This window comes from Lentzea sp. JNUCC 0626 (genome assembly GCF_043632865.1).
Classification (GTDB): Bacteria; Actinomycetota; Actinomycetes; order Mycobacteriales; family Pseudonocardiaceae; genus Lentzea.
The window spans coordinates 3,787,279-3,801,176 of record NZ_CP171635.1 but is presented as its reverse complement, the minus strand read 5'-3'; the positions used below and the strand labels follow the sequence as shown (position 1 = coordinate 3,801,176).

Genomic DNA, 13,898 nt, shown 5'->3' with positions numbered 1-13,898 from the left:
CCGGTGTTCAGCGACGCCCGAGACCGGAGAACGCGCTGGCCACGACCACCATCCCGATCATCCCGATCACCGCGGCGACACCGCCGACGGCAGGTTTCGAAACCTGTTCCACGTGCGCGACGGGCTTCGGCGGCTGCGGCACGTCCGGCGCCGGGGGTTCCGGCAGGGGTGGCAGCGGGGCGGACAGCGACTCGACCCGCACCAGCGCGCTCTCGCCGATGGCGACGTTCGTGCCGGCACCGGACACCGTCAACCGCGAGTTCAACGGGGCTGTGGCGAGGCACGTGTAGGTGACGCGCTGCCGTGGTTCGAGAGCGGGGAACGCGCGGCGGCACGCGGCGGGCTCGCCCTCGACCCGGACGTCGGCGATCCGCAGGTCGGACGGGTTGCCGACGGTGACGGTCACCGTGATCTCCTCGCCGTCGCGCGCCCGGTCCTTCGACCAGGCCGCGGTGATCGTCAGCCGCGGGTAGATCACCTTGACCTGCACCGACGCCGTGGCCTCCACCTTGCCGCCGATCCGGTCCGCGGCGGTGACGGTCGCGGTCAGCGCGCCGCTCTCGTCGCCGGCCGGTGCCGTGCAGTCCACCGTGGACGACGCACCGGGGTCGAGCTGACCCTGCATGGGGTTACAAGGGGCACCCGTCTTCGCGGTGAGGCCGAAGAGCGGGGTGTCGCCGGTGTTCGTGACGGTCGTCGTGAACGTGACCGCCTGCCCCGGCACCGCGGTCATCGGGTCGGTGGTGGTGGTCGCGCGCAACGCCGGGTGCAGTACGTCCACGGTCGAGGCAATCTGTGCCGCCAGTGGATCGCCCGCGAGGCTCGTGCCGCTGACCGCGACCGTTGCCGGGTAGTCGTCGTCCGCGGCCGTGGTCGTGCAGGCCTGCTGCACCGTCGCGCGCGGCGCGATCGTGCCGACCTGCTTCCCGCACACCGTGACGTCGGCGGCGGGCGCGTCCCCGACGTTCGTCACGGTCGCGGTCTGCGTCACGGTCTCCTTGGCGTGCGCGGCCGGACTCTCCGGGGCGACGGCGAGGGTGAGCTCGGGCAGCGGGAACGACCACGCGACGCTCTGCACGAGGAACGCGTCGTCGGCCCGCTTGAACCCCAGCTCGGCGCTCTTGGTGCCGGGTTTGAGGACGTTCTCGCCGACGGTCACGACCCGCGCGTCGACGCTCATGTTGTTCGGGTGCGGGGCTCCCTGCGCGAACGACGTGAACGCGTTGCGGCCGCCGACCTGGAAGCCGTTGACCAGCATCTGGTCGCCGTCGGTCGCCCAGTCGCCCTCGTACGCCGTGATCCCCATCCGGATGACCCCGCCCGTGGGGTGCGTCGGCGCGATCGGCGTGGTCAGCACCGGCTTCTGAGTGGGCAGCCGGACGTGTCCGCCGTGCACCGCCACGTGCCGCTTGGCGGGCGCGGCGGCGGTGGCACCGGCGAACTTCCACACGACCGTGAGCGACCAGCCGCCGAAGCAGTCGAACCCCTGCGGCGCCCAGACGTTGCCGACCGTCACGGTGCCGCTCGTCAGCGCCCGCGTGACGTCGGCCTCGGCGCTGTAGAAGGCGTTGTCGGTGTGCGCCAGGTCGTCCGGCGCGTCGATCGTGAACGTGGCGGGGGAGACGCGGGTGCCGTTGAACGTGACGGGGTCCCTGGGGGTGCCGGGTGGGGTTACACCGTCGCGGCAGGTGGCGCTGCCCGCCCAGCCGAGTTTGGCGTAGGCGATCGACGCGCCGTCAGGGATGGTGAGCTGGGCGGTCGACGAGTTGTACGTCGCCGGATCGGTGTCCGCGTCGAGCCACGACATGCGGTGGCCGTTGTTCAGCGCGGACAGCCCGGAACCCCTGCGGTCCAGCGCGTCCACACAGGACTGCGGCGGGAACTTCGGGTGCGGTCCCGCCTGCTCGGCCGTCGGGCACGTCACGACGGAGTTGCCCACGACCGCGACGTCCCCGTACACCGCCTCGTCGAACTGGGTGCGCCACACCTCGGCCGCGGCCACCGGTGGCCCCGGCGTGAACAGCGGCACCAGCAGCACGACGGCGATGAGGATCGGGACACGCATGCCACGCCTTCCGGTCGGGGTCGGCACAGGTTGGCACGCCTGCGGGTGCTTGTCACCGCACGGAGTTCACTCCTTGCTCACTCTCCGTTGAGGACGGCCGCGATCGGTTCTCCTGTTCGTGTCAACGACTTCACGCCAGACGCTCCGATGTGGACGTGCTGTGTGCTTGATCAACACCCCGTTGCTCTTGATGGGCGGGGAAGAGTGCCGGGAAGCGTGGTGTTGGTGGTCAAACGGTGTCCGCTGTGGGGAGATGGAGGCCATGTGGACCGGTGTTGTCATCGTGCTCGCGTCGGTGGTCGTCACGGCGATCGCCTTCCTGCTGTTCGGGCGTTCCCGCGCTCACGAGCAGGCCGATGACAGAGACGCCGACTCGCGCGGCTTCCTCGGCGCGGTGATCAGCGGCCTGTTCATCGTGGCCCTGGCGTTCTACGTGGTGATCGTCTGGGAGGAGGGCGGCGCCGCCGAGGACAACGCCGCGAAGGAGGCCGCCGCCGTCGCCGACGTCTACTGGCAGACCGCCGTCATGCCGCAGCCGCAACGCGACCAGATCCGCACACTGCTCACCGACTACCCGAAACTGGTGGCGGACAAGGAATGGCCGAAGCTCGCGGTCGGCGAGTCCGACGACGCCACCACCGCGACCCTCAACTCGCTGCACGCCGACGTCCTGTCCCTGCCGTCGTCCCCGGACCAGGTGAAGAGCGCCCGCGAACGGTCCCTGGAACGCCTGCGCGAGGTCACCGACCTGCGGCGCGACCGGCTGGACTCCGCGAGCGGCCTCGACAACACCGGCCGGATCATGCTGATCGGCACGATCGCGGGCGCCGTCGCGATGATCGTGTTCCCCCTGCTGATCGGGTTCACCGCGCGCAAGCGCCACATCCTGCAGATGTGCCTGACGGCGGCGGTGCTCGCGTTCGTCTGCGTGCTGTGCACGGGCATGACCCAGCCGTTCGACGGGTGGTTCAGGGTGGAGCCGGAGTCGTTCACGAGCCTGTCGGAGGAGCTGGCCGGGATCCCGATCGACGAGAACCGCTGAACAACGCGCGGTCCGGCAGCCACTGGGTGCGCGGGTCGAACGGCCGGTAGCGGGCCTGCACGTGCGCGACCAGCGGCCCGATCGCCGGGTGGCGGTTGGCCTCGTGCCACAGCAGCGACCACGGGTAGACGGGCGTGGGGCCGGTGACCGCCACCTGCACCACGTCCGGGTGCGCGGGGAACTGCCGGGTGGTCCCGAACGTGATCAGCTCCGGCGAGGCGGCGATCTCGTCCATGACGTGCTCACCGCCGAACACCGGCCCGGACGTGTCGATCGTGACGCCGAACTCGGCGCCGAGGCGGCGGTAGTAGTCGGCCCACTCGCTCTCGCCGCCGCACCCCGGCATCCACGCGGTCACCCCCGCCAGCTCCGCCATCGGCACCGACCTGCGCCGGGCCAGCCGGTGCCGCCGGCTCACCAGGATCGGGATCGGCTCCAGGCAGGCGGGGACGCGCCGGATGCCCGGCAGTTCTCCGGTCGCGCGGCCGAACGCCACGTCGACCGACCCGTCGGCGAGCGCGACGTGCCGGGGCGTGGCACCGCGCGAGACGACGATGTCCACGTCCACGCCGCCCGCCTCGTAGAACGCCCTGACCACGTCGAGCGGCGCCGCCACCCGCGCCAGCACGTCGATCCGCAACGGCCGGTGGCGTGCCCGGAGCAGCGCGGTGGCCTGGTCGGCGAGGCCGATCAACGCCCGCGCGTGCGGCAGGAACGCCGACCCGTCCTCGGTCGGCACGGCCCCGGTGCGCGACCGGGTCAGCAGCGCGACGTCCAGATCGGACTCCAGCCGCGCGATCCGCTTCGACACCGCCTGCTGGGACACGCCCAGGCGGTCGGCCGCCTCGGTGAAGTGCCCGTCGTCGACCACGGCGAGGAAGGCCCTGACGGCACCGAGGTCCAGCTCCACCCACAACTCCTGGTTGTTCGTCGACGCGTGTCGGTTGTTGGACAGCGCCTCGCGCGAACCGATCTCATGTGGCGCGCACCGACGATAGGACAACCAGGAGGAGTTCGAGTGACGAGCGTCGAGATCCCGTTGACGGGTGGCCGGATGACGAAGGGCGTCGTGCGCGTGGGGGACACCGTGCGACGGCCGGTGGGCCCGCACTCGCCGTTCGTGCACCGGTTGCTGCGGCACCTCGACGACCTCGACGTGGCGCCGAAACTGCTCGGCGTCGACGACCGGGGACGCGAGATCCTCAGCTTCCAGCAGGGCGAGACCCGCACCGAGTTCCGGGCCAGGGACTGGTCCCGCGATCAGATCGCCGCCGTGGCAGGGCTGCTGCGCCGGCTGCACGACGCGACCGCGGGGACGCCACTCGCCCAGGGCGAGGAAACCGTGTGCCACAACGACTTCTCCCCGCTCAACGTGACGTTCGCGGGTGGGCTTCCGGTGGCGGCGTTCGACTTCGACCAGGCAGCACCTGGTCCGCGCGCACGCGATCTCGCCTACGCTGCCTGGTTGTGGCTGCTCGGCGTCGAGATCGCGCACGACCTCGACCACCAGCTCGCACTCGTGCGCGTCCTGCTCGACGAGTACGGCCTGCAGGACCGTGAGAACTTCGGGCACCGCGTCCTCGCGCGGGTCGAGGCCGAGCGGGACTTCCACGCACGCGCCGGGCGCGTCCTCGGTCCGGACTCCTGGCTGGCGTGCGAGATCGGCTGGCTGAGGGAGCGCGTCCACGTGCTCGACAACAACATCTGAACAGCGCGCGAGCGCTCAGACACCCTCGGCGACGAACTCGTAGAGTCCGGATGAGATGATCCCAACCGGACTGAGCCGGGGGGAGAAGCACATGTGGGGACGCAGGTCCGCGCCGCAGAAGCTGGTCGACGCGTCGGGGTACGGCTGGAAGCACCTCGACGACCGCAGCGAGTCGAGCGCCGCCATGATCACGGCCTACGTGGCCGCGCAACGGACGGCGCCCGACGACGTGCTGCCCACGGTCGCGCGCGTGGCGGAGAAGCTGCTCGCCGACGACGCCAACCACGGGCTCGTGGCCGAACTCGTCGAGGACTTCCAGAACCTCGCCTCGCACGGCCTCGAGCAGGTCCTCACGACGCAGGAGATCCGCATGGCCCTCGGGCCGCGCACCCTCGACGTGTGGGACGAGGTCGAGCGGTTCTGGACGGACGTCGCGCACTGGCGGCGCGGCACCGGAGAGCCGATGCGGCACAACGCCGACGTCCTGTCCGTCGAGAACGAGGCCCTGCGGTCTCAGCTGTGGACGTCGAACAGGAGCCTCGGCGACGGCACCCGCGTGGGGTTGCCCGAGGCCGTGCTGTTCGAGAAGTCCGGCGGCGAGCCGATCAGTAGCCGCGGTCGGGCAGCATCACCCAGAGGATGATGTAGACGACGAACTGCGGTCCGGGCAGAAGGCAGGACAGCAGGAACAGAAGGCGCACGGTGCCGGCCTTCATCCCCCAGCGCTGGGCGAGCCCCGCGCAGACACCCGCGATCATCCGGTTGGTCCTGGGCCTGCTCAAAGCAACTGTCGTGGTCATGCACCAAGGATGCCCAGTTTCGCGCATTTGTTGCATCGGGGACGAACCCTGGTTGAACCCCGATGATCGACGTCACGCGAGACCGGGGATTTCCCGCTCAACAGAACGGGCACATCGAACGTCTAGACGGACGCGGTCGACAGCTGGTCGACGAACCGCAGGCACGTCGTGCGCATCGTGTCGACCGTCATCGCCCGCGACCCCGCCAGCACCTGCAACGCGAGCCCGTCGAGCATGCTGACCATCATGTTCGCCAGCTCCAGCGGCTCGCCGGACGTGACGAGGTCACCCGAGGCCTGACCGTCGCGGAAGATGCTCGCCACGATGTCGCGCCACTCGCCGTAGAAGCGCTCGTTGAGCTCCTGCAGCTCCGGGTTGCGGATCGCCTCGACCCACAGCTCGGCCCACACCTTCCAGGCCTCGACGGTCTCCGCGCCCTCGGGCAGGTACGACTCGACCACCATGCGCAGCCGGGACAACGGCGGCTCGTCGGACTCGAGGATCCAGCGCCGCCGCGTCACGGAGATCTCGAAGCAGTGCTCGAACGCCGCGTCGGTGAGTTCGCGCTTGGTCTCGAAGTAGTAGTGCACCGTGCCGCCGGAGACACCGGCGTCCTTGGCCACGTCGGAGACCCGGAGATGCCGGAAGCCCTCGGCCGCGATCACCTTGCAGGTGGACGCGAGGATCTGCGCCTTGCGTTCGGCTTCCACGCTTGGACGGGGCATCCGTCACCTCCTGGGTTTGGCCAGACCTTACCGAAACAGGGAACGAAGCTTGCGCTTGTCGACCTTTCCTATCTTCGTGAGGGGCAACCGGTCCACGACCGTGACCCCTCTGGGCTGGTAGAGCTCACCCAGTTCGGCCACCACCGAAGCGCGAATTCTGTCGACATCGACATCCGGTCCTTCGGTGACCAGGAAAACGTGCACGACCTCGCCGAGCGCCTCGTCCGGCTGGGCGACCGCCGCGGCCTGCTTGACACCGGGCAACGTCACCAGGAAGTCGTCCAGCAGCCGTGAGTAGACGTTGTCGGACGTCCTGCCGGTGACGATGACGTCCTTGCTGCGGTCGTTGAGGTACAGGTAGCCGTCGTCGTCGAAGTAGCCCATGTCGCCGGTGTTGAACCAGCCGTCGGCCGTTTCGCTCAACGGTGGTTCGCCCCAATAGCCCTGCATCACGAACGGCCCGCGCACCCACACGTCGCCGTCACGCGTCTCGACCTCCAGCACGGGGTTGGCCTTGCCGACCGTCCGCATCGTGTCCGGCCGCTCGAAGTCGACGGACGTGGCGGGCATGGTCGTGATCGAGAGGGCCTCCGTCATGCCGTAGGTCTGGTGCACGACCGGGCCCCACGTCTCGATCGCCTGACGCAGCCGCTGAGGGGCGAGCGCGGACCCGCCCACGATGACGGTGCCGAACTGCGGGCCCGGGCAGTCCGGGTGGTCGAGGACCTCGTACATCATCGGCGGCACGAACACGGTCGTGGTGATCTGCTCCTCGCGGGCGAGGCGGCAGAACGTGCCGGCGTCGAACGTCGACGGCCCCAGCACCAGTTTCGACCCGGTGGTCAGGGCCATCTGCGCGGCCGCGGCGCCGCTGCCGTGGGTGATGAGCGTGTTGCTCAGCACGTTCGACGGCGGCATGGCCCGGAACGCCTCCCAGCGGCGGTCGGAGCGGTGGACCGCGAGCTTCGGCAGGCCGGTGGTGCCACCGGTGTACATGACCGTGGTGAAGCTCGGCGCCGGCGTGCGTTCGACCGGATCACCCGGCAGGTCCCGCAGGTCCCAGCCGTCGAGCAGGGTGCTGAAGGCGGGGTCGACCACGACACCGGACACCTCGGCCCGTTCGATCAACGCCTTGAGTTCGCTCGGGCCGGGCTCCGGCGGCACGTAGACGAGGCGGCCGCCGAGCAGGTGGACGGCGGCGACGAGCAGGACGGCCTCGGGGGTGTTGCCGACGTACGCGGCCACGCCGTCGCCGGGGCCGATGCCGCGCTGGACCAGGCCGTCGGCGAGTCGGAACAGCAGGTCACGGGCCTGGGCGCGGGTGAGTCTGGTGTCGCCGCCGATCAAGGCCTCGCGTTCGTCTTCTGTGGACAGTCGCTCCAGCACAAGATCGACGTAGGTCATACACCCTGTGTACTCCTGGGCCTCGTACGCTGATCGGGTGGTCGCACCCCCCATCGCGCCGGAATCGCCGGAATTGCCCGCGCGCAGGCGAAAGCTGAGCGTTCCGTTCGTCACGCGCGCCGCACTCGCCGTCACCGGCGGTGTGCTGATCTACCTGAGCTTTCCGCCCCGGCCGCTGTGGTTCCTGGCGCCGGTGGGCTTCGCGCTCCTCGCGTATGTGATTTACGACAAGCGTGCGCGCGCCGGATTCGGGTACGGGCTGCTGTTCGGGCTCGGGTTCATGGTGCCGTTGCTGCGGTGGACGGGGGAGTTCGTCGGCCTGATCGCGTGGCTGCCGCTGGCGCTCGTGTGCGCGGTGATGATGGCGTTCGGCACGGCCGCGATGGCGTTCGTCTCGCGCGTGCCGGGGTGGCCGCTGTGGGCCGCGTGCCTGTGGGTGGCCGACGAGTGGGTGCGCGGGCTGGTGCCGTTCGGCGGGTTCACCTGGGGCAAGATCGCGTTCGGGCAGCCGGAGGGGTGGTTCCTGCCGCTCGCGTCGCTGGGCGGGGCGCCGCTGCTGACGTTCGGGGTGGTGCTGACCGGGTTCGGGCTGTTCTGGCTGGTCAGGAACTGGAAGCTCGGCCTGCCGCTGGTCGCTGTGCCGGTGGTGGCGGGGCTCGTGGTGCCGGTGGGGGTGGACGCGTCCGCCGGGACCGTCACCGTCGCCGCGATCCAGGGCAACGTGCCGCGCGCCGGGCTCGACTTCAACTCCCAGCGCCGCGCGGTGCTCGACAACCACGTCAACCGGACGATCGAGCTCGCGAACGACGTCAAGGCCGGCAAGCAGAAGCAGCCCGACGTCGTCATCTGGCCGGAGAACTCCTCCGACATCGACCCGTTCCGCAACCCCGACGCCGCCGCCCGCATCGACCAGGCCGCGAAGGCGATCAAGGCGCCGATCGCCGTGGGCGCCGTCGTCGTGGACAAGAACGACGGGCTGCCGCGCAACCAGGTGGTGCTCTGGGACCCCGAGAAGGGGCCGACGGACACCTACACCAAGCGCAAGCTCCAGCCGTTCGGCGAGACGATGCCGATGCGGTCGTTCTTCCGGCTCTTCTCGTCCACGGTGGACCGGGCGGGGGTGTTCCAGCCGGGCACCGACCCCGAGGGTTTCGTCATGGGGCCCGCGAAGGTCGCGATTGACACGTGTTACGAAGTGGCGTTCGACTCAGTGGTGCGCGACACGGTGACGGCCGGCGCGACGATCATCGCGATCCCGACGAACAACGCCACGTTCGGCTACACGGAGATGACCTACCAGCAGCTTTCCATGTCCCGGGTGAGGGCCGTGGAGCACGGACGAGCGGTGGTGGTGGCCGCCACTTCAGGGGTCAGCGCGATCGTCGAAGCTGACGGTTCCGTCACTCAGAAGACTGGGCTTTTCGAGCCCGGTGCCCTGGTCGCGACACTGCCGCTGCGGTCACAGACTACGCTGGCGACTTGGCTAGGAGCCTGGCCCGAGTGGGTGATTGCCGCTGCGGGCCTCATGGCGTTGGCGCTGGGCTTCACCCGACGACGGAAGGACTCGAATGGCGCGGCAGCCTGACCAGGAACTCGGGCAGGTGCTGGTGGTGATCCCGACCTACAACGAGCGGGACAACATCGGAAAGATCGTCAAGCGGCTGCACACGGCACTGCCCGACGTGCACGTGCTGGTGGTCGACGACGGCAGCCCCGATGGCACCGGCCAGCTCGCCGACGAGATGGCGGCCGCTGACGACCGGGTCCACGTGATGCACCGCACCGAGAAGGCCGGTCTGGGCGCCGCGTACGTCGCGGGCTTCAACTGGGCGCTGGAGCGGGACTACGGCGTCATCTGCGAGATGGACGCCGACGGCTCGCACGCGCCGGAGCAACTGCACCGGCTGCTCGACGCGCTGCCGCAGGCCGACCTCGTGCTCGGCTCGCGCTGGGTGCCGGGTGGCGAGGTCGTGAACTGGCCCGCGCAGCGCAAGTTCCTCTCGCTGGGCGGCTCGCTCTACTCGCGGCTGGCGCTGGGCGCGAACGTGCGCGACATGACCGGCGGCTTCCGGGCGTTCCGCGCGGACACCCTGCGCAAGCTGAACCTCGCGTCGGTCGCGTCGGCGGGGTACTGCTTCCAGATCGACCTGCTGTGGCGCACGATCGAGCTGGGCTTCCGGGTCCGCGAGGTGCCGATCACGTTCCTCGAGCGCGAGTTCGGCGAGTCGAAGATGAGCGGCAACATCGTCCGCGAGGCACTCATCCGTGTGACGAAGTGGGGCCTGCGCAGGCGCGGCAACCAGGTGAAGGCGCTGTTCACCGGCAAGAAGTAGTAGCTCCTGTTGGCGTGTCCGGCGGTTGCGAGCGCGACCGCCGGACCGCACTGTGGGAGCCGTGGGCCTCGCCGACCGGATGATCCGCCTGCTCTGGGCGGTCGGTGGCGAGTCCGTGGCGTCCCGGATCCTCGACGCGCACTGGCGGCTGCTGCCGACCGACGACCCGCTGGGCCGGGCGTTGCGCGGACGGCTGGTGGAGGCGTTGCGCGCCGAACTGCCGGGCCACGACGCGGCGATCCGCGAGGCCGTGCTGGTCGACGAGCTCGCTTTGCTCGGGCCTGGCGAACGGCGGCGGCCCAGTCGCGCGGCCGTGCTCGGCATCGTGCGTGCTTTGCCCGGCCGCTGAACGGGTACCACCACGGCATGACGCTCGTATCCGAACGGCACCCCGTCCGCGCCCTGGGGCTGTTCGCGGGAGCCGTGCTGGTCACGGCCGTGGTGGGCTCGCTGTTCTCGGTGTCGGCCGGGTCGACCTACGCGATGCTGGAGCAGCCCGCCTGGGCGCCGCCGGGGTGGTTGTTCGGTCCGGTGTGGACGACGCTCTACGTGATGATCGCGGCCGCCGGCTGGCTGGCGTGGCGTGCCGGGGCCGACCGCCGCGAGCTGACGTTGTTCGGCGCGCAGCTCGTGCTCAACGCGGCCTGGACGCCGTTGTTCTTCGGGCTCGGCTGGTTCTGGCCGGCGTTCGCGGAGATCATCGTGCTGTGGCTGTCGATCGCCGCCCTGATCGTGGTGTTCTGGCGCCGGAACAAGGCCGCCGGTCTGCTCCTCGTGCCCTACCTGGCGTGGGTGAGCTTCGCGGCGGCCCTGAACCTGTCGATCGCCGTCCTCAACTGACACCATTCATTTGGCTGGGCACGAACTCCCTCAGGACCTCCATGCCCGTCATCGCGGGAGCGCCGGACGGTTCGGGGCCGAGCACGCGGGCCAGGATCGGGCCGAGCACCTCGCGGAAGAAGCGGTCGGCGTGCTCCTTCGACTCCCAGACGGCGACGACCCGGAACTCGTCGCCCGCCCGGCAGGCGTAGCGGGCGCGCAGGCCGTCGGGGGTGGCCGCGCCCATCACCTGGTCGAGCTGGTCGAGCGAGGTGATCGGCGGGGTCGCGATGGTGAGCCACATGGGAGGCCTCCTTCAGGTCGTCTGATCCGAAGGTAGGCAGTTCGCGCAGGTCAGCCATCCGCCGGAGTACTCGGTGCGGTACTCATCCACGCCGCGATCTGGCTGCGGGTGCGGAAGCCGAGCTTGGTCAGGACGTGCTGGACGTGGTTCTGGGCGGTCCGCTCGGAGATCACCAGGCGGCGGGCGATCTGGCGGTTCGTCAGGCCCTGGGCGACGAGCGCGGCGACCTCGTGCTCGCGGCTGCTCAGCTCGGTCGTGCTGAACGCGGTCATGCCCAGCGCGCGGATCGTGTGGTCGGCGGCGCGGTGCACGGCGTCGGCGTCCCGGCCGGACGCGCGCAACGCGGCGGCGAGGTGCCGGCGGGCCTCGGCGGCGAACGCCGGCGCGCCCGCCCGGGAGGCCTCGTCGACGGCGGCGGTGAGGTCGACGATCGCCTGCTCGTGCTCGCCGAGGGCGAGGTGGCCGCGGCCCAGCGCGAGCGTCACCGGGCCCATGTACGCGACGCCGTTGCCCGCCGCGTGCTCGCCCCGGAACGCGGCGAGCCTCGGCAGGATCAGCCGCAGGTCGTCGGTGAGCCCGAGCCCGGACGTCACCAGCACGGCGTCGACCAGGCCGGGCAACACGAAGAACGCGGGCAGGTCCCACTCGGCGATCGGCCCGCAGCGCCGGTAGAACTCCAGGGCCTCGTCCCGCAACCCCGCGCGCAGCAACAGGAACGCCCGCGTCAGCTTCGACATCAGCCGGAACCGCGGCGGCGGGTCGTGGAAGTGCCGGGCCAGCGCGAGGCCGTCCTCGGTGGGGTGCAGGTGGCAGGAAAGCCCGCACTGCAAGGCGAAGTAGGCGCCGGACGCCGGTTCGCGTTCGATCACCCGCATCCGGTCGTAGGCGCGCCGCCCGATCTCCTGAGCCTCCGCGAACCGGCCCTGCGCCTGCGCGACGCACGCCGTCACGACGTCGAGGTGCCACAGCGGGACCTGGCCGCCGACCCGGTCGCAGGCTCTCGCAAGGGCCGGGAGTTCTTCTTGCGCGGCAGCGAGTTCGCCGCTCTCGATCAACGCGTGCACCCGCCACAGCGACCCCCACATCGCGCCGCGCGGGCTGTGCGTGCGGTGGGCGAGCGCGATCATCTCGGTGGCGAGCTCGAGCCGTTCGGCGCGGCCGGACGGTCCGGGGCACGCCTCCTGCCTGGCGTGCAACGCTTCCGCCAGCGCGCGATCGTCCCCGCGAGCGAGTGCGAGTGCCTCCCGGCTGAGCGCGTCGAGCCTGTGCTGTTCGCCTTGGTAGAAGGCGAGATGACTGCGCTGGGCGAGCAGCCGGGCGCGGGTCGGTGCGCTGACCTCGTGCCGGAGTGCGTTGTCGCACAACGGGGTCGCGATCGCGTTGACACCGGCACCGGGGGCGGCCTCGAGCACCAGCGCGGCCTCCGCGATCTGCTCGGGCGTGTCGGCGAGTTCGGCGGCGCGCTGGGCGGCCGCGACGCACCCCGCGAGGTCACCGGCGAAGTACGCGGCCCGGCCCAGCGCCACCTGGACCTCGTGACCGTCCTCGATGGACGCTGCCGCCCGGTAGAGGCGCACGCCTTCCTCGTAGGCGAGCCGGGTCACGGCGTCCCGCGCGGCCCGGATCGTCCACTCGTGAGCCTTCTCGTTCTCACCGCACGCCTTCCAGTGCCGGGCCACGTCGGCGTAGTGCGTGCTGTCCGCCATCTCCACGGCGATCCGGCGGTGCCGCGCGCGGCGGTCGGCAGGAGACAGGGACGCCTCGACGGCGTCCCTGGTCAGCGCGTGCGCGAACCGGTGCCCGGTCGAGTCGAGGAGCGTCCCCGCCCCGTCCAGCGCGCTGATCGGCACTCCCGAGGCCGCCACCGCCAGGTCGACGTCGAAGTCGCGGCCGATCAGTGCTGCCGTCCTGATCAGTTCCCCGGTGTCGCCGGGCAGCCGCGCGAGGCGGGCGGTGACGATGTCGCGGACGCTGCGCGGCGGTTGGTCCGCGCGCCACGTGCCGTCGGCGATAGCGCGGGCGATCTCCGTGACGAACAACGGGTTCCCGCCGGTCAGCTCCATGATCGTGGCCACGTGCTCGGCCCCGGCGAGCCGCGCGACGTCGTCGGCGGACAGCCCGTGCAGGTCGATCCGCTCGGCCGAGCGCATCAGGTCCGCGACGGCGGGGCACGGGTCGCGGAACGTCGCGAACAGCAGCCCGCGCGGCCGGGTGGCGAGGTGGGCGAGCACCAGCAGCGACGCCTCGTCGGCCCAGTGCACGTCCTCGACCACGACCACCAGCCCGTCGCGGTCCAGCGCGGCCGCGACGGCGTCGAACACCCGGAACCGGTCCTGCGGCACCTCGGCGTCGTGCGCGAGCACCACGTCGGGGTCGGCTCCCACGGCCTTGAGCACCTGCCGCCACGGCCAGAACGCCGGCGCCCCGGCCGTCTCGACGCAGTGCCCCCACACCACCTGGCGGCCCAGCGCCAGGGCGTGCCCGGCGAGCTCCTGGGCCAGCCGCGTCTTGCCGATGCCCGGCTCACCGCCGCAGAGCACCAGCCGTCCGGTCTCCGCAGCGAGCCACGACCGCGCCGCGGCGAGTTCGCGGACCCGTCCCACGACCTGCACGCCTGGATATCGCGTCCGCCGCCGGGCACGTTTCGGCGGTAAATCGGTCGCGGGCCGCCGCCAAGATCGGGCACAGTAGTCCGCAT

Annotated in this window: 14 protein-coding genes; 7 read left to right on the top strand and 7 right to left on the bottom strand. The window is 71.0% G+C overall.

Translation table 11 applies throughout. The features are described 5' to 3' along the window. Positions 1-7: 7 nt before the first annotated feature. Positions 8-2,065: a hypothetical protein gene (locus JNUCC0626_RS16130; protein WP_394620573.1), complete on the bottom strand. Its 2,058-nt coding sequence runs from the start codon at positions 2,063-2,065 to the stop codon at positions 8-10. A gap of 262 nt (positions 2,066-2,327) precedes the next feature. Between JNUCC0626_RS16130 and JNUCC0626_RS16125 the strand changes: the two genes are divergently transcribed. Continuing rightward, positions 2,328-3,107, top strand: a complete 780-nt coding sequence (locus tag JNUCC0626_RS16125; RefSeq protein ID WP_394620572.1) for a hypothetical protein — start codon at positions 2,328-2,330, stop codon at positions 3,105-3,107. On the opposite strand, the gene JNUCC0626_RS16120 is transcribed toward JNUCC0626_RS16125, so the two are convergent. Then, the gene (locus JNUCC0626_RS16120) at positions 3,055-4,017 is read right to left on the bottom strand and encodes a LysR family transcriptional regulator (RefSeq protein WP_394620571.1); all 963 of its coding nucleotides are present in this window, start codon (positions 4,015-4,017) and stop codon (positions 3,055-3,057) included. The genes JNUCC0626_RS16125 and JNUCC0626_RS16120 overlap by 53 nt on opposite strands. Positions 4,018-4,125: 108 nt before the next feature. On the opposite strand from JNUCC0626_RS16120, the gene JNUCC0626_RS16115 reads away from it, so the two are divergent. Continuing rightward, a complete protein-coding gene (locus JNUCC0626_RS16115; protein ID WP_394620570.1) occupies positions 4,126-4,815 on the top strand; it encodes a phosphotransferase in 690 nt (229 codons plus the stop codon). Positions 4,816-4,906: 91 nt separating this feature from the next. After that, positions 4,907-5,458: a hypothetical protein gene (locus JNUCC0626_RS16110; protein WP_394620569.1), complete on the top strand. Its 552-nt coding sequence runs from the start codon at positions 4,907-4,909 to the stop codon at positions 5,456-5,458. Here the strand turns inward: JNUCC0626_RS16110 and JNUCC0626_RS16105 are convergent. The 3 genes from JNUCC0626_RS16105 to JNUCC0626_RS16095 all read right to left on the bottom strand — a co-directional run bounded on the left by JNUCC0626_RS16105 (position 5,421) and on the right by JNUCC0626_RS16095 (position 7,744). Beyond that, positions 5,421-5,615, bottom strand: a complete 195-nt coding sequence (locus tag JNUCC0626_RS16105; RefSeq protein ID WP_394620568.1) for a PspC domain-containing protein — start codon at positions 5,613-5,615, stop codon at positions 5,421-5,423. The genes JNUCC0626_RS16110 and JNUCC0626_RS16105 overlap by 38 nt on opposite strands. A gap of 122 nt (positions 5,616-5,737) precedes the next feature. Further along, the gene (locus JNUCC0626_RS16100) at positions 5,738-6,340 is read right to left on the bottom strand and encodes a TetR/AcrR family transcriptional regulator (protein ID WP_394620567.1); all 603 of its coding nucleotides are present in this window, start codon (positions 6,338-6,340) and stop codon (positions 5,738-5,740) included. Positions 6,341-6,367: 27 nt separating this feature from the next. Further along, entirely contained in the window at positions 6,368-7,744 is a 1,377-nt protein-coding gene (locus JNUCC0626_RS16095) for a class I adenylate-forming enzyme family protein (RefSeq protein ID WP_394620566.1), read from the bottom strand. A 37-nt stretch (positions 7,745-7,781) separates the two neighbouring features. Between JNUCC0626_RS16095 and lnt the strand changes: the two genes are divergently transcribed. The 4 genes from lnt to JNUCC0626_RS16075 all read left to right on the top strand — a co-directional run bounded on the left by lnt (position 7,782) and on the right by JNUCC0626_RS16075 (position 10,917). Beyond that, positions 7,782-9,329, top strand: coding sequence for an apolipoprotein N-acyltransferase (lnt, locus tag JNUCC0626_RS16090; RefSeq protein ID WP_394620565.1), 1,548 nt, complete (start codon positions 7,782-7,784; stop codon positions 9,327-9,329). Beyond that, on the top strand, positions 9,313-10,077 hold the full coding sequence (locus JNUCC0626_RS16085; RefSeq protein ID WP_394620564.1) for a polyprenol monophosphomannose synthase: 765 nt from the start codon (positions 9,313-9,315) through the stop codon (positions 10,075-10,077). The genes lnt and JNUCC0626_RS16085 overlap by 17 nt, the downstream gene beginning before the upstream one ends. 61 nt (positions 10,078-10,138) lie before the next feature. Further along, positions 10,139-10,426, top strand: coding sequence for a hypothetical protein (locus JNUCC0626_RS16080; RefSeq protein WP_394620563.1), 288 nt, complete (start codon positions 10,139-10,141; stop codon positions 10,424-10,426). Positions 10,427-10,443: 17 nt separating this feature from the next. Beyond that, a complete protein-coding gene (locus tag JNUCC0626_RS16075; protein ID WP_394620562.1) occupies positions 10,444-10,917 on the top strand; it encodes a TspO/MBR family protein in 474 nt (157 codons plus the stop codon). Here the strand turns inward: JNUCC0626_RS16075 and JNUCC0626_RS16070 are convergent. Together JNUCC0626_RS16070 and JNUCC0626_RS16065 are read right to left on the bottom strand one after the other, a co-directional pair. Continuing rightward, on the bottom strand, positions 10,910-11,200 hold the full coding sequence (locus JNUCC0626_RS16070) for a hypothetical protein (protein ID WP_394620561.1): 291 nt from the start codon (positions 11,198-11,200) through the stop codon (positions 10,910-10,912). The genes JNUCC0626_RS16075 and JNUCC0626_RS16070 overlap by 8 nt on opposite strands. 50 nt (positions 11,201-11,250) lie before the next feature. Then, the gene (locus JNUCC0626_RS16065) at positions 11,251-13,812 is read right to left on the bottom strand and encodes an ATP-binding protein (RefSeq protein ID WP_394620560.1); all 2,562 of its coding nucleotides are present in this window, start codon (positions 13,810-13,812) and stop codon (positions 11,251-11,253) included. Between the last annotated feature and the right edge of the window lie 86 nt (positions 13,813-13,898).